Below are 18983 nucleotides of genomic sequence, written 5' to 3'. Positions count from 1 at the left end.
ACTTAGAACTCGAAGGCATGAATGCGTTCAAATCCGGGTAGTGGCTTAATTGCCGCATTAAATGCCCGTCTTCCGGTTACAACCCCCCCTGCATTGAAAAAGAGCCGGGCTACGCCCGCATTGCCCTGCCCTTCCACAGCCACCAGCCGGCCGCCTTCGGCAAGCTGGTCAAGCAGCGCCGCAGGCACTTTCTCGACGCTGCCGCCGATGAGAATCACATTGTAGGGCGCCTTGGCGGCATGACCTTGCGGCAGTGGGCCGGTGACCACGGTGACGTTATCGCAGCCCTGCGCCGAAAGCGCCGCTTTGGCTGCTTCCGCCAGTGTGGTATCGCTTTCCAGCGCCACGACGGATTTGGCCAGCCTGGACAGCAGCGCCGCGGAATAACCGGTGCCGCAGCCGACATCGAGCACCGAATCGCCGGCGTCGATCTCGGCCAACTGCAAAAGCTTGGCCAGTGGCGACGGCTCCATGAGGTAGCGCGCACCGCTGCCATCGGCGCCGTCGGAGATGCGGATATCCTCGTCAATATAGGCGAGAGCCTGTTGGCCGGCCCCGACAAAGGCCTCGCGCGGCACGGCAAGCATGGCGTCGAGCAATGCTGCGTCGGTCACATCGGTGGTGCGTACCTGGCCGTCGACCATCTTGACGCGAAGTTCGGAGAAATCAGCGCTCATGTCCCAACCAATCCGTCAAAAGCCAATGCGCTGAAATGCGCTTGTCGCGCCGACACTGCGGCGCATTCGACCGGAACTCAAGCCCCCGGCATGCGGGAGTTGAAGCGATTGGAGGCCTCGCCCGGAATCGAACCGGGGTGCAAGGATTTGCAGTCCTCTGCGTAACCACTCCGCCACGAGGCCTCATCGCTCCCGGCGAGCGAACTCAATATGGTGGCAGCGAAAGGTCGTCAAGCGTCCGCGCGGCATTCCGGCGCGCTTTCCTCATCAGCCGCCGCAACGTGGTTCCCGAGCGATTTCAGCGCTTGGCGCACCGGCATATTGGCCGCTCCTCAAGCATGGCTGCGCGACCGGCGAAACTCGAACCCGCAGCTTTACGCAGCGGGTGCAAACTGGCTTTCACCGTAAACGCGCGGCTGACACCAGGGGCTGCCGTTCTCAAGGAGATATTCGAGGGGAAGGTCTGCGGGGGGCTGGAAGCGAAGCGTCCACTGAACCGGGACCGCGCGCCATCGCTTTCAATTTGGCCGGCGACGCCGTTCCCACCAGACGACGAACCGGCGCCGCAGGCGGCGCACCGCGGCAAATTCGTAGGAAAGCACCAAAAGGCCGAGCGGAATCATCCAGAAGCCGAGAATCGGCAGGAAACCGAGAAGGCCGAAAAACACCAGCACGATACCGATGGCGATCCTCAGCCCGCGCGAGCGCGGCATGGTGAACTCGCGCCCGAACACCGAGATTTTCCGCGCCGGTGCCTGGTTTTCGTCTGCTGCAGTCATGTCGAAAGTCGATCCGGTTGCCTTCGATAAAGCCATATGCGCTAAAGGCTGCAATCGCCTTTCAGGTTCCGCCGACCAAGGTCCGACGGCGCCCAAGACGGCTCATATGTGGTGTCATCCGGCGATTGCCAGAAACCATTGGGTGAAAATGCGCTAAAAAATGCGAAATGCTTCTTTGCAAAGCCGAAAAGGGTTTGCTATAGGCTGCGCCACTCACATGAGAGCCTCTATTCCCCGGTAGCTCAGTGGTAGAGCAACCGGCTGTTAACCGGTTGGTCGCTGGTTCGAATCCGGCCCGGGGAGCCACCGCCTTTTCTAAGCCGTGGTGCGATCTTGTACACTACAGCGCCATTGTCCGCGCACTTCGGTCCGCTTAGCTTCTGCCAGAACGGCTGGTAACAGCTACGAAGCCGATCGAGGCAGTTTGGTGGGCATCGCGCCCCTGCCCTCGCCCGAAGGCAGCCTGATAACGCCCGGTATCATCTATGAAAATACCAAATCGGGAGGACGTTGGTGCAAACCAAGAAGATCATCAATGACGGCAATCGCGCCGTCGACGAGATGCTGGAAGGCATCCTGGCTGCGCATCCCCGCCATCTCAAAGCCGTTGACGGAAGCCCGCGCTCGATCATCGCCCGCGATGGACCGCGCCAAGGCAAGGTAGGCCTCGTCATTGGTGGCGGCTCGGGCCACGAGCCGAGTTTTCTCGGCTTCGTCGGCAAGGGGCTGGCCGACGCGGCGGCGATCGGCAATGTCTTCGCCTCTCCGCCGCCCGACCCGATCCTCGAATGCGCCAAGGCGGCGAGCGGCGGCGCCGGTGTGCTGTTCATGTACGGCAACTATGCCGGCGACGTCATGAATTTCGACATGGCGGCCGAGATGGCCGCGATGGACGACATCGAGGTGCGCACGGTGCTGAGCACCGACGACGTCGCTTCCGCGCCGGTTGGCGACAGGCACAAGCGGCGCGGTGTCGCAGGGAACTTCTTCATCTTCAAGGCGGCAGGCGCCGCCTGCGACCGCATGTTGTCTTTCGATGAATGCGAACGCATTGCCGGGAAAGCCAACGACCACACCTTTACCATGGGCGTCGCATTGGCGCCCTGTTCGTTGCCGCAAACCCGCCGGCCGAATTTCGAAATCGGACCCGACGAGATGGAGATCGGCATGGGCATCCATGGCGAACCCGGCGTCGCACGCGGAAAACTCAAAACGGCCGACGAGATCACTGACGAAATGCTGGACAGGATTCTCGCCGAGATGCCGCCGGCACGCGGCGAGAAGGTCGCCGTGCTGGTCAATTCGCTGGGTTCGACACCGCTGATGGAACTCTACATCATGAACCGGCGCGTGAAGCAGCGGCTTGACGATATCGGTGTATCCATTCACGCAAGCTGGGTCGGCAATTACTGCACCTCGCTCGAAATGGCCGGCGCTTCGATCACGCTGCACCACCTCGACGACGAGTTGCAAACGATGCTCGACCACCCTTGCGACTGCGCCATGTTTCGCGCCGGGTAAACTGGGGACGGCAAGGAACAACAGATGACGACAATCGACACCACCCGCCTTGCCGCGATGTTCGCGGCCATCGCCGACGCTATGTCAGCCGACCGGGATCGGTTGTGCGCGCTTGACGGGGTGATCGGCGATGCCGACCACGGCATTGCGATGGAGCTTGGATTTTCCGCGGCACGCGATGCGGTGGCCGCATTGGATACCGGCACCACCGATCCGACCATCTTGCTGAACACGGCGGCGAAGTCGTTCCTCAACGCCGTCGGCGCCTCCTCGGGCCCGCTCTATGCCACGGCATTCATGCGCGGCGCGGCCGCCGTCAAGGGCAAGGCGACGCTCGACGACGCCGACGCGGTCGCTATGTTCCAAGCGATGGCCAGAGGCATTCAGGATCGCGGCAAGGCCGAGCCTGGCGAAAAGACGATGATCGATGCGTGGGCGCCGGCCGCGACGGCTGCGGGCGAGGCACTGGCCGCCGGCAAGGGGCTGGCCGGCAGCCTCGCGGCTGCAGCCGAGGCGGCAAAGGCCGGCGCGGAGGCGACCAAGGCGATGATCGCCACCAAGGGCCGGGCCTCCCGCCTCGGCGAACGCTCGCTTGGCCATATGGATCCAGGCGCGGCGTCCGCCGTAACCGTCATCGAGGCGATGCGGATCGCCTTGACCGGCTAGGTCGGGAGCGGATCCTCAGCGCTTCGCGTCGAGCTTGTCGACAGCCTGCACGTTGGCGGCAGAGGGACCGTTCGGATCGAACTCCGAGGCCAGCCAGGCGTCGGCGATCGATTTGGCCAGTTCGGGGCCGATGACGCGCGCACCCATGGTGATGATCTGGGCATTGTTGGATTTCGCAGCGCGTTCCGCCGAATAGGTGTCGTGGGTTAGCGCGGCACGGATTCCGGGCACCTTGTTGGCCGAGATGCTGACGCCGATGCCGGTGCCGCAAAACAGGATGGCGCGGTCGTAATTGCCGTCGACAATTTCGTGGCCGACCGCAGCGGCAATATCGGCGTAGAATCCGGCCTGGCTGAGATCGACGACCTGCAGTTCTGGCTTGGTGGCGAGATGCTTGGCGATGACATCGAGCAGCGGCTTGCCGGCGCTGTCGGCTCCGAGTGCGATCTTCATGGCAATAAACTCCTTCGTTTTCGTGGTCAGCGCGCGATGGCGGCCGACGCCTTTTTGAGAATGTCGATATAGCCTTCCGCTTGCCATGCCGAGCGGCCGATGAACAGCCCATCGATATGCGGCTGGCCGATCAGTTCGGCCGCGTTGCCGGGATTGACGCTGCCGCCGTAGAGCACAAGCGGGGCGGTCGGCAACCGGGTTGCTGCGACCTGCTTGATCAGCGCCTGCTGCTTGTCGGCATAGTCGGCGCTGGCCGGAATGCCTTTCTCGCCGATCGCCCACACCGGTTCATAGGCAAAGAGTATCTCTGCCGACAACTCATTGTTTGCGAGACCCTGCAGCGCGCCCAAAACCTGCGCGGTCAGGATTTCGTCGGCGCGGCCGCCCTCGCGCTCGGCCAGCGTCTCGCCGACACAAATCAAGGGTACGAAGCCGTGCTTGACTGCCGCTGCGGTTTTCAGTCCCACGATCTTGTCCGTCTCGCCAAAATGCTCACGGCGCTCGCTATGGCCGAGTTCGATCAGGTCGAGCCCACAATCCCTCAGCATCACCGGCGAAATCTCGCCCGTCCAGGCACCGGCATCGGCCCAATGCATGTTCTGGGCGCCGACCTTGACGCGGGTGTTGGCGAGCGCCGCCTTGACCTGCCGCACCGCGGTGAAGGGGGGAATGACGAAAGGCTGTATCGCCGGATCGAAGCCCGGCACGAACGCCGCCAATGCCTCGGCGAACTGCAGCGCCTCCGCCAGCGTCTTGTTCATCTTCCAGCTCGTGCCGACCCAATATGGGGCCATTCTTCTCTCCTTCGATCCGAAATTCGAATGATGCGTGTTTCCGGGTCTGCGCCGCCTTCGGGCCGGCGGTTTGCCTCAAGCGCGAGGCTTGAGACTTTCGCGGCCGCTGTCGATGTAAGGCGCCCAGAAATCCACCGACTCACGGATCATTGCAATAACCTGATGATCGACCGGTTCCCTCTCCCGGAAGGAAAGTTCAAGGCAGATTTCATTGTCGGTTCCGCCACCCGCCCGCACGGCGTCGAGCAGCTTCTGCGGGATGATGCGGCCATCCTTGTTGTAGGCGGCGGTGAACGGCCAGTGCCCGCCCTTGTTCATCGACGATTGCTTGATGTGGATGATCGGCGATTGCAACGGGAACGCTTTCGCCCAGGCATAGGGATCAGTGTCGTCAGGATTGGGCGAGGTCACGTCGCCATGGTCGATGTCGACCATCATCTGCATCGGGATCGGCAGCTTGGCCGCATCGACGGCGCCTTGCAATTCGACGCAGCTTTCGATCGTGTGGCCAAACTCGCGGCCGACCGACATCGGTTCCCAGAAAAGGTAGGTCAGGCCCGCCGCCTTGGCGTGCTCGGCCACTTCGCGCCAGCATTCGAGCGCGATGTCGAGAAGCGCCGCGCGCCGCTGCGGATCGTCAAAATCCTTGTAGGTGAATATGGCGAACTGCGTGCCCATGCCCGACGCGCCGAGTTCGGCGGAGATGTCGGCGAAGGTCTTGAACCAATCGACATAATAGCGGCGCACATCCGCGTCCGGATGGCCGAAATGATTGAGCCGGCCATAGGGACCGGTCATACCCGAAGTGATCCGCACGCCGGTCCGCGCCAGGGCGCTGTTGAACAGGCGAACGAACTTGGCGATCGTTGCCGCCGGCCAGCCCGGATTGACGAATTCATGCGTCAGCTGCACGTCGCGGATGCCGATGCCATAGGCAATGGCGTCGATCAGATCGTCGGGATCGGCGAAGCGATTGACCAGCGGGTTGGTGTTCAGCGAAAGCGTGAAGGCCATCAGTTCACCGCCGCCATTGTCTTTGTGCACCAGTCTTGGAATGTTTTCCGCTCGGCCGCATTGATATGCAGCCCGTGTTTGGTCCGGCGTTCGAGAACGTCGGCGGCGGTCATCGCCCATTCGGTCTCGAACAGGAAGACAGCTTCGAGCTCATAGAAATCCGGGCCGAAACGACGTCCGAGATCGGCTTCGCCTTTTACGCCTTTCAGCAAGGCGCGCGTGCGCGTGCCGTAGCTGCGGGCATAGTGCTTCACCAGCGACGGGCTAAGCCACGAAAACTCGGCGTGCAGATCGCCCAGGAACTGCTCGAAATCCGCGTTGGGCAGGTCGCCTCCCGGCAGGGGAATTTTGGCTGTCCAGGCCTTCTTCATGGTCGGAAAGAAGGGCTGGATCTTTTCCAGCGCATGTTCGGACAGTTTGCGGAAGGTGGTGACCTTGCCGCCGAACACAGAAAGCAGCGGCGCGCCACCGTTCGGGGCGTCGAGTTCGAAGATGTAGTCGCGCGTCACCGCGCTCGGGTTGTCGGCATTGTCGTCATAGAGCGGACGCACGCCCGAGAAACTGTAAACCACGTCTTTCGCGGTCAGCTGTCGCTTGAAATAGCGATTGACCACCTTGATCAGATAATCGATTTCGCTGGCCTCGGCCGCCACTTCTTCGGGCCGGCCCTCGTAGGGAATGTCCGTCGTGCCGATCAGCGCCAGATCGTTCTCATACGGGTTGACGAAGATCACCCGCTTGTCGTTGTTCTGGATCAGATAGGCCTGCCGCCCCTCCCAGAATTTCGGCACGACGATATGGCTGCCCTTCACCAGGCGAACGTTGCGGGTGGAATTCTGCCCGGCGACGCGGCTGACGATGTCATTCACCCACGGCCCAGCCGCATTGACCAGCCCGCGTGCGCGGACCTTCGTCACCGCACCGGTGCGGCCATCCTGCATGTCGATGGACCACATGCCGCCTTCGCGCCGGGCAGCAATACAGGCGGTGCGGGTGAAGACTTTTGCGCCGCGCTGACTGGCGTCGAGCGCATTGAGCAACACCAGCCTGGCGTCATCGACCCAGCAGTCGGAATATTCGAAGCCGCGCTTGAATTCGTCCTTGATCGGCTCCCCTTCCGGCGCGGTCCTCAGGTTCAGCGTCCTCGTTCCCGGCAACCGCTTGCGGCCGCCAAGATGGTCGTAGAGAAACAGCCCGAGCCGAACCAGCCATGCCGGCCTGTCTTCGGGGCTGTGCGGCAGCACGAAGCGCATCGGCCAGATGATGTGCGGCGCCGCCTCAAGCAGCACCTCGCGTTCGATCAGCGCTTCGCGCACCAGCCGGAACTCGTAATATTCGAGATAGCGCAGACCGCCATGCACCAGCTTGCCGGAGCGCGAGCTGGTGCCTTGTGCAAGATCGTCCTTCTCGCACAGGATGACCGACAGCCCGCGACCGGCAGCATCACGCGCTATGCCGGCGCCGTTGACGCCGCCGCCGATCACGAAGAGATCGACAATATCTGACGTATCACTCAAGACTTTGCTCCTGTGCGGTGCGCCATGCCCTTCCACACCGGCCGCAGCGCCTGGCGCGCCGCGACGAAGGATGGAAACAGCGCATCGTAGGTTTGGGAAAGCGCCTCGTCATAGGCGTCGCATTCGCCCAGAAGCGGCGTCACCCATTCGGCGCAGCAATCATCCATGGAGCGATAGACGCCGAGCCCGACCGCGGCCATCATCGCCGCACCCGCGGCGCCGGCTTCCTGGCGGCTGCTGGTCCTGACTTGCGCGCGGGTCGCCGCAGCGATGATACGGCGCAGCGACGGGCTGCGCGCGGCGCCGCCAGACAGGCGGATTTCGCCGGGCACGCTGCCCATTGCCTGGTAGCAATCGCGGGCCGCGAAGGCCAATCCTTCGAGAACTGCGCGCGCCAGATCGCCAAAACCGTGCTTGACGGAAAGCCCGATGAAGCCCGCGCGCGCGTCTGGATCGACGAACGGTCCGCGTTCGCCGGCAAGCGAGATGTAGGGCTGATAGACCAGCGACCCCGGTTCCGATCCTTCGACCCAGACATCGAGCGCTTTCAGCAATTCGTCGCGCGAAGGCTTGGCGCCGCTGGCGGTCAGCACGTCGCGCGCCAGGCCGAGCAGCCAGTCGATGTTGAGCGTCGCCGCCATGTTGGATTGCAGTTGCGCATAGGCGCCGGGAACCGGCATGGCGATCGTGTAGCCGGACGCGTTGTCGTTGAGGATGACATCGTCGGCTGTGCGCGCCAGGCGCGTGTGGATGCCGGTCGAGCCGATGACCGTGCAGCCAACATTGCCGCTTGGATCATAGAGGCCGGCGCCGAGCGCGGTGCTGACCATGTCGACATAGCCCAGCACCACCGGCGTGCCCGCAAGCAGGCCGGTCTCGCCTGCTGCCGACGCAGAAAGCGGATGATGGTCGGTCGTGCCTTCGAGCATGGGGGGCAGCAGGCGGCGGTGCGACGTCAGATCGAGAATGTCGAGCACCTCGTCGGAATAGCTGCGCGCGCGGAAATCGCCGAAGGTGAATGTTCCCTCCGAAGGATCGGTGGCGCGCTCGCCGGTCATCTTGAAATAGAGCCAGTCCTTGCAGTGAAAGGCAGTGGCGGCGCGCTCCAGGATTTCCGGGCTGTTTTTCTTCAGCCAGCTGAGCTGAGCGCCCTGCTGGCAGGCGTTGAGCCCGGTGCCGGTGATCTCGAACCGCGTGCGATCCCGGGGATCGCCGCGCATCTCGTCCACCAGATGTCCGGCGCGCGCATCGAGCCAGAGCCACGCGCGCCCGACCGGCATGCCGTCGCCATCGATCAGCCAGGTGCCGTCGCCCTGCCCGGTGACCGCGACGGCCGCGGTTCGCCGCGCGAGGTCTGGAATTTTCGTCGCCAGATCGAGAACGGTCAGCACCATGTCGCGCCAGGTCTGATTAAGGTCCTGTTCGGCGCCGCCGCCTTCCAGCGTGACGAAGCTGTTGGTCACCGATGCCATGTCGAGCTGCCGCCCCGATAGATCGAAAGCGACCGATTTGATCACGGACGTTCCCGCGTCGATCCCGATCAGCAGGTCTTTCATGCCGCAAGTTCCGGATGGTTATGAAGGCAAGTCACAAGGAGCAGTCTTTGTTGTCTCGAAGCCATGGAAGAGCCAGGGAGTGTCCGCAAAGGACACCCCCTGAGCAGGTTTTTATTCCGACAGCACGAAGGGTGCGGTGTACTTGTCCACATTGTCCTTGGTGATGAGCAGGCAATCGAACAGCTGCTTCTCGCTGGTGGCGCCAGTAGCGCCCGACTTGATGAACGAGTCGGCCTGCTGCACAGCCTTGGCCGAGAAGATGGCCACCGGCTGAAGCACGGTGTACTGCAGTTCGCCGGACTTGATGGCCGCAACCGCATCCGGGGAACCGTCAAAGCCGCCGACCTTGATGCCGGCGAGCTTGCCAGCTTCCTTCAGCGCCGCAACCGCGCCAAGCGCCATTTCATCGTTGCCGCTGATCACGGCGATGATGTCGGGATTGGCCTGCAGCATGCTCTGCATCTTGTCATGGCCCTGGGTACGATCCCAGTTGGCGACCTGCGAAGCGGCCTTTTCGAGATCCGGATACTGGCTGAGCACAGTCGCGTAGCCGTTCGAGCGCGTGGCGGCGTTGTTGTCCGACGGGGCGCCGAGCAGTTCGACATACTTGCCCTTTTCACCGACCGCCTGCACCCACTGCTGGGCACCGAGAGCCGCACCCTGGGCGTTGTTGGAGACGAGCTGTCCCTTGGCAAGACCTTCCTGGTTGATCTCGGCATTGACGAGGAAAACCGGGATGTTGGCGGCAATTGCCTTCTTCACCGCGCCGACCGAACCATCGGCATTGGCCGGGTCGAGGATGATCGCCACCGACTTGTTGGTGATGGCGGTGTCGATCAGATTGCTTTCGGTATTGGTGTCGCCCTTGTGGGCGGCGACGTTGGCTGTATAGCCAAGCTTTTCGGCTTCGGCCTTGGCAACGTTGCCTTCGGTCAGCCAGTAGGGGTTGGCCGGATCGTTGACGATGATCGAGATCAGGCCCGCGGCCGATGCGGCTGCGCTAAACCCGACCACCATCGCGGCGGCAAGCAAACTTCTAAGCACGATTTTCATGTACATTCCTCCAATGATTTTACGCGGTCTTGCTGCCAGTCAGCTGGCAGTCTTCCCTTGGGCAGGATTGGCCGGTTCGGCCTTCCCCCGTTTCTGAGAAGTCGGTTGGCCGCCCGTCGAAGCTGGAAGCTTGCTACGGCGGCGATACTGAACGGCATTGAGGAGCACGGCGAGCACGATGACGGCGCCGGTGAACACTGTCTGCCAGTAGGATGAGATGCCGATGATCACCAGACCGTCGGACAGGAAGCCGATGACGAAGGCTCCGAGCAGGGTGCCGCGAATGTTGCCGCGCCCGCCGGTGAGTGCGGCGCCGCCGATGACGACGGCGGCGATGGCCGTCAGTTCGTAAGTGGTGCCAGCGGTCGGTCCGGCCGAGGTCAACTGCGAGGACAGGATCAGGCCGGCAATGGCGGCACAGATGCCTGAAAGCACATAGACCGAAATCTGCACAGTCTTGACCGGAACGCCGGACAGTTCGGCGGCGCGCTCATTGCCGCCCGAGGCGTAGAGCCAGCGCCCGAACGCGGTGCGGTTCAACACGATGCTGCCGATCAGCGCGATGACCGCCAGCACCACCACGCCGGTCGGCACGCCGAACAGACGGTTGAAGCCAAGCGCGTCGAAACCGGTGTTGCCCAACTCCGGCTTGCCGCCGAGATTGTTGTAGGTCAGGCCGCTGGTCATCAGCAGTGCCAGGCCGCGCGCCATGTACATGACGCCGAGCGTGGCGACAAAGGCCGGAACCTTGAACCGCGCGATCAGCACGCCGTTGATCAGCCCGACAGCGGCGCCCAGCATGCAGGCCAGCACCGCGACCACCCAGACCGGCGGATAGAGAACGACGCCGAGCCAGGTCAGCGTCACGCCTTGCATCAGAAAACCGGCGACGACGCCGGCAAGCCCGAGCGTCGACCCCACCGACAGGTCGATGCCGCCATTGAGGATGACGAGCAGCATGCCGATGGCGAGAATCCCGAAGATGGCGACATGCGAAGCCATGGTCAGGAAATTCGCCACCGAGAGGTAGTAGGGCGACAGGATCGAGAAGACGACAATGATGACGATCAGGGCAAAGAAGGCCCGGCCTTCGAGCAGCAGCTTGGCCACGTCGAAGCCCTCTCCGCCCGCATTGGGGCTGGACTGTTTGCTGGCCTGGCTGACATCGCTCATGGGTCGGGGCTCCGGAAATTCTGTGGTCAGGCGACCACGGCTTCGCCGGAGGCGGCCATGATCTGCTCTTTGGTGGCGTTGGCGCCGAATTCGGCTGAAATCTTGCCGCGCCGCATGACGACGATGCGGTGGGCGATGCTGAGGCACTCATTGACCTCCGAGGTCGAGAAGACGACCGCCAGGCCTTGCGCGGCACGCTCGCTGAGCAAGCGAAAGACTTCGGCCTTCGCGCCGACGTCGATGCCGCGGCTCGGCTCGTCGAGAAGGATGACCTTGGGATTCGTCGTCAGCATCTTGCCTATGACGACCTTCTGCTGGTTGCCGCCCGACAGCGATCCGATCATGGCGTTGCCGCCCGCGGTCTTGATGGTCACCTTGCGGATCGAATCGTCGATCAGTGCGCGCTCCCTCTGCCGGGAGAGGAAGAGCCCCTTGGCGAATGCCTCGATGCTGGCAAGCGACAGGTTGCGGCCGACGGTCATGGTCTGAACCAGGCCATCGCGCTGGCGATCCTCGGGGACCAGAACCAGACCTCGGGCGATGCGCTGGGCAATGGTCAGTCCCGAAACGTCCTCACCCTCCAGCAGCGCCCGCCCGCCCGCCATGGGCACACGGCCGGCGACGGCCTCCAGCAATTCCGTGCGGCCCGCGCCCATCAGCCCATAGATGCAGACGATCTCGCCCGCTTTGACATCCAGCGACAGATGATCGACGACGTAGCCTGAACCCGAAGCGTCGGTGACGCTGACATCCTCGATCGACAGCGTCACCGCGCCGAACTCGTGGCCGGTCGGCGGCGAGCCGAGATCGAAATTCTCGCCCACCATGTTGCGGACGATCCATTCGAGGTCGATGTCCTTGGCCTCGGCCGTCGCCGTGATCGCCCCGTCACGCAGCACGACGGCGTAGTCGGTGATCTGCAGCGCCTCTTCGAGGTGATGCGAGATGTAGACGATGGAGACGCCGCGGCTGGTCAGGTCGCGGATCACCTTGAACAGCACTTCGACCTCCGTGGCGCTCAGCGCGGAGGTCGGCTCGTCCATGATCAGGATGCGGGAATCGACCGACAGCGCGCGTGCGATCTCGACGATCTGCTGCTGCCCCAGGCGCAGGTCCTCGACCAGGGTCATCGGATCGATGTCTTCTTCGAGGTCGGCCATCAGCGCCCGCGCCTGGCGCGACTCCTCGGCGAAGTCGAGGCCGGTTCTGGTGCGCAGTTCGCGGCCCATGAAGATGTTGTCGCGAACGCTGAGGTTCGGCGCCAGGCTGAGCTCCTGGTGGATGATCGAAATGCCGCGATCGCGCGCGTCTGAAGACGAGGCAAAGCTGACGAGATTGCCGTCGAGTACGATGTCGCCGGATGTCGGCGTCACCACGCCGGACAGGATCTTCATCAGCGTCGATTTGCCGGCGCCATTCTCTCCGAACAGGGTGGTGACCTTGCCGCGATGGATGTCGAAATTGACGCCCTTGAGCGCGTGGACGCCGCCATACGACATGACGACATTGCGCGCCGAAAGCACGGCATCGCCAGTCGCGGGTTCTGTGCCGGCAGCCATTGTCATTTGACGTCCAGCCTCACCGGTGTGACCAGCCAGCTCTTCGGATTGACCAGCTTGAAGACGCCGACCACCGCTATTGTCTTGCCGGTCAAGGCGCTGGTGTCGACTTTCGCCAGCACCTCCTTCTTCATCTCGTTGTTCAGCGCCGAGCCGGCGTCCTGATACTCGATCTGGTTGGTGAACTGACCAAAGGTGATCTTGCCGGTGGCGTCGCGAAGCTCGGTGCCGTTGATCGCCGGCCCAGTCTGTACGCGGACGGTCAACGTGTCCGGCAAACCGTCGACGGCGACCTTGTAGATGCCCGATTTTCCCTCGCCGACGACGCCGGTGAACTTGACCGAGATGACCGGTCCGACTCCCGCCGGCACGCCATATTCCTTTTCGGCCGTCGCCCTGTCCTTGGCGATCGCCGTCGCCACCGTCGCGGCGTCGGCGGCACGCGCTTCGACATCGGCTTGCACCTTGGGGAATTCAGATTTGCCGTAGTCGGCCGCCGAAAACACGGCGTTGCGGACATCGCCGGCAGAGCCGATCTTGATCACCTTGGTGTCGAGCGCCATGGCGCCGAGCAGAACCACAACCGCGGCGCCGGCAAGCACCCGGCGCAAGCGGGGCGAAGCTTGCCGGGCGGTGGCAGCCTTCGCGCTCATGATGCAACCACCAGCGATTTTCCGTTGTCACGCATTCGAAGTTCCTCCGTTCACGCGGCGCTTCGCGGTCCCGGCTGCATCGTCGAGCTCGACCAGCGCGCGGGCCGTGCATTCGTCGGTGATCAGGCCGCTGAGATAACGGCTTTCGAGTACTGCCTTGATGGCGCGCACCTTCACCTTGCCGCCGGCGACGGCAACGATCCTGCGGCCCTTCAACTGATCCCGCGGAAGCGCCAGTATTCTTTCCGACAGCGCCGTTTCGACCGGACCACCCTTGTCGTCGAAGAAATGCGCCAGCAATTCACCAACGCCGCCGTCCCGCTTGACCTCATCGATTTCGGAAGGCTCGATCATGCCGGTGGCGACCAGCGACGCCTCCCGCTCGGCCGTGCCTATTCCGACGAACATCAGGTCGGACCGGCTGGCGAGAGCGAACACATCGCTGATGCCGCGTTGGCCAAGCAGCACTTCACGGTCCTCGGCGGTATTGGCGACAAAAGGCACCGGCATCACAAAGGCCTGCGCGCCTGTCCGCTCTGCCAGGCGATGCATGACGTCGTGCGGGTTGGCGGCGAATTTGCGCGTCACGCCGCCAAGCAGCGAGACGAAACGGATGTGAGCAGCAGTTGCGCGCGTCAGATATTCGACGCTGGCGGCAAGCGTGCGGCCATGGCCGACGCCGATCAGCATGTCTTCGCCGCGATCGATTTCGCGCTTCAGGAACTGGGCGCCTGCAATGCCCAGCCCCTTCAGCGGCAGTTCGTCCTGATCGAGATCGGGAACCACCTCGCAATAGTGGAGCCCAAAGGCGGCGATCAGGCGCTGTTCCAGGTCGACGCATTCGGCGACGTCGCCGTCGATGAAGACCCTGACCAGACCTTCCTGGTTGGCCTTGGTGATCAGCCTATGCGCCTTGAGGCTGGTCAGGCCAAGCCGCTTGGCCACCTGGGCCTGGGTCAGACCACCGGCATAGTGCAGCCAGGCCGCGCGCGTGGCGAGGCTGGATTCATGGTCGCGGTTTGCGCTTCCGCCGGAATTCAAGCCATCCCCTCCCCAGGGTGATAATATTATCTTTGTGTGCAAAAATTTTCATACCTTTGCACCGCTGTCAATCCCTCCGCAGATGGTTGCCTCAGCCGACGTTCCGCAGCCAACGCGAGCCTATTAGAAGGTAAGCATATAATATGACCATACGGTAGTGTTAATTTAACGTCAATTTGTGTTACCGTATCCAGTGACAGCATGAGCCCGTAGGCGCCGGCAAATCCCAATCCGGGTGCAAAATGGGAAGGTGATGCACACGGCGCAACAAGGGCAAATCGATCGGATTGCCTCAGGAAAAGCTAGGCGTCGGCGATCAAGCGATCAGTCCAGCCGCATCAGGTTCCTGCCCTCGAGCTCGACAACAGCGGATTCGACCTCCCGCGTGAGGCGCTCGGTGCTCCACCCCAACGCCCGCCCCGCGATCGCGGCAATCTCCTGCAGGTCGCGGCTCGTCAGCGAGCCGCCTATCGCCAACGTGCTGCGGCGCATAACGACATCGGCCAGATGTTCGACGAATTCGTTGCGCACGATGTAGTCGATTTCCGCCTTGCCGTAGCCGTCCGAGTCCGGCAGACGACGACCCTCATCATCCGACCCGTGCCTGGCGATCTCAACGGCTCTGGTCCCGTAGCGCGACAGCAATTGGTCAAGGCGCCTTTCCCCGGCGCCTGTTGCCTGCTGTGCCTTAGCCAGCCAGTCCGCGCGCGCGGCGGCATTGGCCGGAAAATTCCTCCCGCCGCCGATCGGCATGGCTCGCGTCGTCACCTTGCGGCTGCGCTGCAGGCGCTTGAGTACCGTGTCAGCGACTTCCTCGGCAAAGCCGCGGAACGTCGTCCATTTGCCGCCGACCAGCGAAATGACTGCAAAGGGCCTGTTGCCGTCCGGCTCGGCGACCGGCGCTGAATGATCGCGGCTGATCAGCCCTGGTGTCGACGCCTCGGACGTCGGCAGCGGCCGGATGCCGCTATAGGCGTAGACGATCTGGTCGCGCTCGAACGCCATGCCCGGCAGCAGCGTTCGCACGCTGTCGAGCAGATAGTCGACTTCTTCGGGTTCGCAGCGGACCGCGTCCGGATTGTCGGCCTTGATGTCGGTCGAGCCGACCAGCGCCAGGCCGAGATAGTCGTAGACCAGGCAGATGCGGCCGTCATCGGCCTCGAAATAGAGCATGCGCCCGGCGAGGCTTTTGACCAGTTCGTCATGCCTTAACAGGATATGCGAGCCCTTGGTGCCGCCGATCATCTTCGATGGAGCACCAAGCAGCGCGTTGACGTCGTCGATCCACGGACCGGCGGCGTTCACCACCAGCTTCGGCCGCACCGAAAAGGCCGCGCCGTTTTCCGGCTGGAAGGTGAGCACGCCATTGGCTGAAGCCGCCAGTGTCGTGTAGTTGGCACCGGCAGACGCCGCGTGAGCCTGCAAGCCGTCGAGGATCAGTTCCAGCACCAGCCTTTCCGGGTGACTTATCTTGGCGTCGTAGTAGGTGCCGGTGGCGACGATCGCCGGATTGAGCGCCGGCATCTCAACAAGCGCCTGCCGCCGCCCGACCATGCGGTGGCGCGGCATGACCTGGTTTCGTGAACCGTAGAAATCGTAGATCATCAAGCCGATCTTGATCAGTATGGCGCCGCGGCTGCGCGGCGCGCTGGTCGAGCCGAACAGCGTTCGCAACGCCGCGAGCATGCCCTTGCTCCACGAGAAGATCGGGATGACGGTCGGCAGCGGGCTGACATAGTGCGGCGCGTTTTGAAGAAGCAGATTGCGTTCGAGCGTCGACTGCGCCACCAGCCCGAACTCGCCGGTCTCGAGATATTTCAAGCCGCCGTGGATGAGCCTCGACGGCGCGGCACTGGTGCCCGAGCCGAAATCCGCCTTTTCGACGATCAGGCAGCTGACACCTTGCGCGCACAGATCGCGAAACAGCCCAGCCCCGTTGATGCCGGCGCCAAGAATGACGACGTCGACTTCGCCGGTCCCGGCCATCGCGGCGAGACGCCCTGCGGGATTGTCCGCCCCGGCTCCATCTGCTGGGTTCATGGCGCCTTCGTCTTGACGATGCGCAACTTCACCCCCGCCCGTTCGAGGCTCTGCGCCTGCGCATCGCCCAGGCCCTCGGTCACCAGCACGGCGTCGAAACTGGTCAGATCGTCGAAGACATGCAGCGCGATCCGGTCGAATTTTGCGTGGTCGACCAAAAGGATGCGCTTCACGGAGGCGGTCATCATCGCCTGCTTGACCCGCACGACATTCGGATCCTGGATGAAAGCAGTGGTTCCGGTGACGGCCGAAGCCGAACAGATCAGCACATTGGCGCGCAACTGCGCCACGGCGTTCTCGCAGACAATGCCGATATAGGCATTGTAAGTGGGATGATACTGGCCGCCGAGGCAGATGAAATCGATATCGTCCACATTGATCAATTGGCCCGCCGTCGAAACGCTGTTGGAAATGACGGTCAGCGGCTTGACGTCGAGCAGCAGTGTCGCGACCGCGTTTGCCGTCGATGAATCGTCCAGCATCACCACCTGGCCGGCCTCGATATAATCCAGTGCCGCCCGCGCCAGTGCATCCTTCTCGGCTCGATTGACGGTCACCCGGTAGCGGAAAGCGCTCTCGTAGAGGCCGGAAGGCTGGACCGTCACCGCACCGTGCAGCTTGCGCAGCACGCCCTGCTGCGCCAGCCGGTCGATATGCCGGTGGATGGTCATGCGCGACACGCCGAAATGCTCGACCAGATCATCGATGCGCACCTGGCCGAGCTTGATCACATAATCGGCGATCTCTTCGCGTCGTTCGTCGGCCTTGATCATGCGTTTACCCCCGCCAGCCTTTCGATATCAGGCCAATGCGACTTCAGCTGCTCGGCTATGCGGCAGTAGAGCGAAAACCGCTCATTGAACACAGCACTGGAGGCGGGCACGGGTTGATACGTCCGCTCCGTCATCCCGACCTGCCTGGCGCCCTGTTGCGGCGTCGCGAAGATCCCGACCGCGGCACCTGCGCAAAGCGCGGCACCGAGGGCCGCGGTCTCATCCGTCGAGGTGACGGTGACCGGGGCGTTCAGCACGTCGGCAAACATCTGCACGAAGGCAGGATTACGCGAGCCGCCGCCGGTCAGGCGGATCTCGCTGATAGCAAAGCCTTCGCGCAAAGCCTCGACATGGGTGCGGTGATTGAAGGCGATGCCTTCCAGAACCGCCTTCAGCATGTCGCCGCGATTGTGCCAGCCATGCAGGCCGACAAAGCTGCCGCTGGCCAAATCGCCATAGGGAGAGCCGAACAGATAGGGATGAAACAGGATGGTCGAAGGCTTCTTCAACGCCGCGTCGATCTCTCCCGCCAGCAATTCGTGGAGGGAGCCGCCATCCGTCCTGTCCTGCTCCGCGCGGCAAAACGTGTCGAGAAACCAGTCGTAGTTCGCGGTCGAGGCCGGCGAGATCGACATGTTGTTCCAACGGCCCGCGTCGATGGCGTTGCGGCAGAACCAACGCCGGTCGACGCGCGGTTGCGAAGAGACGACTTCATTGATGGAATAGGTGCCGGCGACGATGGCGAGCACGCCGTCTTCATGGCCGCCCATGCCAAGCGCCGAGGCGGCCACGTCGTGCAGGCCGCAGGCGACCGGTGTTCCCTTGCGAAGGCCGGTCCTTTCGGCGGCATCGGCGGTGACTTGACCGGCGATTTCAGCGGAATGCGCCACCGGCGGCAGCGCGTCGAACAGATCCTCCAACCCGAAGATGCGCAGCGCCTCAGGCGCATAGGCTTGCGTGCGGAAATCCGTGAATGAGGTGCTTGCCTCCGTGCGGTCGGTGCCGATCGTGCCGCTCAGGCAAAAGCGCAGCCAGTCCTTGCAGGCCAGCACATGACCGATGCGGCCATAGCGATCAGGATCGTTCTGCTTGAGCCATGCCAGCAGCGCCGACGGCGCCGAAACATGCGGCGTCTGGCCTGTCGTCGCCAGCGCATCGGTGAAAACGGTACCGGCGGACCACCTGTCGACAATGTCGCCGGCGCGGCTGTCGAGCGACAGGATGCCTGGTCCCAAAGGCTGACGATCATGATCGAGCAGATAGAGACCATCGCCATGCGCGGTCGCCGCCACCGCCTTGATGTCTTCCGCCGGCCTGCCGGCGAGCGCGATCGCCTCCTTGATGGCGTCGGCTGTTGCTTGCCACAGGCCTGACATGTCGCGCTCCACCCAGCGCGCGTGGGGCATCGATTGCGGCACCCGGCGACGCGCCACGGACAATTGCGTGCCGTCGGCATCGAAGATGACCGCCTTGGTGACCGTGAGGCCGTTATCGATTCCGAGCAGGCTGGGCATGATCACCGCCTCTTTCAGCATTGGCGATTGCTACAGGGCGATCCTGCAGTCTGATGCAAGGGCGAAACACATGGCGACAACCCCGATAGAGCAAGGCGGATAAAATGGCAAAAGTACCTTGCCCCGACAAAACACCCATATCTTTATGTGAATTTAACGTCAACATGCGCGACAAAAACCGCTACCGCGCCGTTAGAGGG

Annotated in this window: 17 protein-coding genes and 2 tRNA genes; 3 read left to right on the top strand and 16 right to left on the bottom strand. The window is 63.1% G+C overall.

What is annotated here, in order from left to right:
- Window positions 1-2 precede the first annotated feature (2 nt).
- The 3 genes from NLY42_RS19165 to NLY42_RS19155 form a co-directional block, all read right to left on the bottom strand.
- The gene (locus NLY42_RS19165; protein ID WP_023667707.1) at window positions 3-677 is read right to left on the bottom strand and encodes a protein-L-isoaspartate O-methyltransferase family protein; all 675 of its coding nucleotides are present in this window, start codon (window positions 675-677) and stop codon (window positions 3-5) included.
- A 109-nt stretch (window positions 678-786) separates the two neighbouring features.
- Window positions 787-860 (bottom strand) — tRNA-Cys (locus NLY42_RS19160).
- Between the two features lie 335 nt (window positions 861-1195).
- A complete protein-coding gene (locus NLY42_RS19155; RefSeq protein ID WP_027050334.1) occupies window positions 1196-1456 on the bottom strand; it encodes a PGPGW domain-containing protein in 261 nt (86 codons plus the stop codon).
- A 231-nt stretch (window positions 1457-1687) separates the two neighbouring features.
- Here NLY42_RS19155 and NLY42_RS19150 point away from each other — a divergent pair.
- From NLY42_RS19150 to dhaL, 3 genes are all read left to right on the top strand, one after another.
- Window positions 1688-1762, top strand: a tRNA-Asn gene (locus tag NLY42_RS19150).
- 207 nt (window positions 1763-1969) lie between these two features.
- On the top strand, window positions 1970-2977 hold the full coding sequence (locus tag NLY42_RS19145) for a dihydroxyacetone kinase subunit DhaK (protein WP_023753374.1): 1008 nt from the start codon (window positions 1970-1972) through the stop codon (window positions 2975-2977).
- A gap of 24 nt (window positions 2978-3001) precedes the next feature.
- Window positions 3002-3643, top strand: coding sequence for a dihydroxyacetone kinase subunit DhaL (gene dhaL / locus NLY42_RS19140; RefSeq protein WP_023706016.1), 642 nt, complete (start codon window positions 3002-3004; stop codon window positions 3641-3643).
- A 15-nt stretch (window positions 3644-3658) separates the two neighbouring features.
- Here the strand turns inward: dhaL and derI are convergent, their stop codons facing one another.
- The 13 genes from derI to NLY42_RS19075 form a co-directional block, all read right to left on the bottom strand.
- A complete protein-coding gene (gene derI, locus NLY42_RS19135) occupies window positions 3659-4096 on the bottom strand; it encodes a D-erythrulose-4-phosphate isomerase (protein ID WP_023672592.1) in 438 nt (145 codons plus the stop codon).
- 26 nt (window positions 4097-4122) lie between these two features.
- Entirely contained in the window at window positions 4123-4890 is a 768-nt protein-coding gene (locus tag NLY42_RS19130) for a triose-phosphate isomerase (protein ID WP_023701685.1), read from the bottom strand.
- A gap of 75 nt (window positions 4891-4965) precedes the next feature.
- Window positions 4966-5904, bottom strand: a complete 939-nt coding sequence (locus NLY42_RS19125) for a sugar phosphate isomerase/epimerase family protein (protein ID WP_023753375.1) — start codon at window positions 5902-5904, stop codon at window positions 4966-4968.
- Window positions 5904-7421, bottom strand: a complete 1518-nt coding sequence (locus tag NLY42_RS19120) for a glycerol-3-phosphate dehydrogenase (RefSeq protein ID WP_023753376.1) — start codon at window positions 7419-7421, stop codon at window positions 5904-5906. Before NLY42_RS19120 ends, NLY42_RS19125 begins: the two co-directional genes overlap by 1 nt.
- On the bottom strand, window positions 7418-8977 hold the full coding sequence (locus tag NLY42_RS19115) for an FGGY-family carbohydrate kinase (protein ID WP_023753377.1): 1560 nt from the start codon (window positions 8975-8977) through the stop codon (window positions 7418-7420). The genes NLY42_RS19120 and NLY42_RS19115 overlap by 4 nt, the downstream gene beginning before the upstream one ends.
- A gap of 111 nt (window positions 8978-9088) precedes the next feature.
- Window positions 9089-10030, bottom strand: a complete 942-nt coding sequence (locus NLY42_RS19110; protein ID WP_081725422.1) for a D-ribose ABC transporter substrate-binding protein — start codon at window positions 10028-10030, stop codon at window positions 9089-9091.
- Between the two features lie 39 nt (window positions 10031-10069).
- Window positions 10070-11203, bottom strand: a complete 1134-nt coding sequence (locus NLY42_RS19105; RefSeq protein WP_023681691.1) for an ABC transporter permease — start codon at window positions 11201-11203, stop codon at window positions 10070-10072.
- Between the two features lie 26 nt (window positions 11204-11229).
- Entirely contained in the window at window positions 11230-12768 is a 1539-nt protein-coding gene (locus NLY42_RS19100) for a sugar ABC transporter ATP-binding protein (RefSeq protein WP_023753378.1), read from the bottom strand.
- Window positions 12765-13415, bottom strand: a complete 651-nt coding sequence (locus NLY42_RS19095; protein ID WP_023714401.1) for a DUF2291 family protein — start codon at window positions 13413-13415, stop codon at window positions 12765-12767. The genes NLY42_RS19100 and NLY42_RS19095 overlap by 4 nt, the downstream gene beginning before the upstream one ends.
- A 27-nt stretch (window positions 13416-13442) precedes the next feature.
- Window positions 13443-14456, bottom strand: a complete 1014-nt coding sequence (locus NLY42_RS19090) for a sugar-binding transcriptional regulator (RefSeq protein WP_023701690.1) — start codon at window positions 14454-14456, stop codon at window positions 13443-13445.
- Window positions 14457-14780: 324 nt separating this feature from the next.
- Entirely contained in the window at window positions 14781-16496 is a 1716-nt protein-coding gene (locus NLY42_RS19085) for a glycerol-3-phosphate dehydrogenase/oxidase (protein WP_023753379.1), read from the bottom strand.
- On the bottom strand, window positions 16493-17269 hold the full coding sequence (locus NLY42_RS19080; protein WP_023672603.1) for a DeoR/GlpR family DNA-binding transcription regulator: 777 nt from the start codon (window positions 17267-17269) through the stop codon (window positions 16493-16495). The genes NLY42_RS19085 and NLY42_RS19080 overlap by 4 nt, the downstream gene beginning before the upstream one ends.
- Window positions 17266-18783: an FGGY-family carbohydrate kinase gene (locus NLY42_RS19075; protein ID WP_023753380.1), complete on the bottom strand. Its 1518-nt coding sequence runs from the start codon at window positions 18781-18783 to the stop codon at window positions 17266-17268. The genes NLY42_RS19080 and NLY42_RS19075 overlap by 4 nt, the downstream gene beginning before the upstream one ends.
- Window positions 18784-18983: the final 200 nt, after the last annotated feature.

This window comes from Mesorhizobium sp. C372A (assembly GCF_030323245.1).
GTDB lineage: Bacteria > Pseudomonadota > Alphaproteobacteria > Rhizobiales > Rhizobiaceae > Mesorhizobium.
Note: the sequence above shows the minus strand (reverse complement) of the source record. Positions and strands in the feature narration are given on the sequence as shown.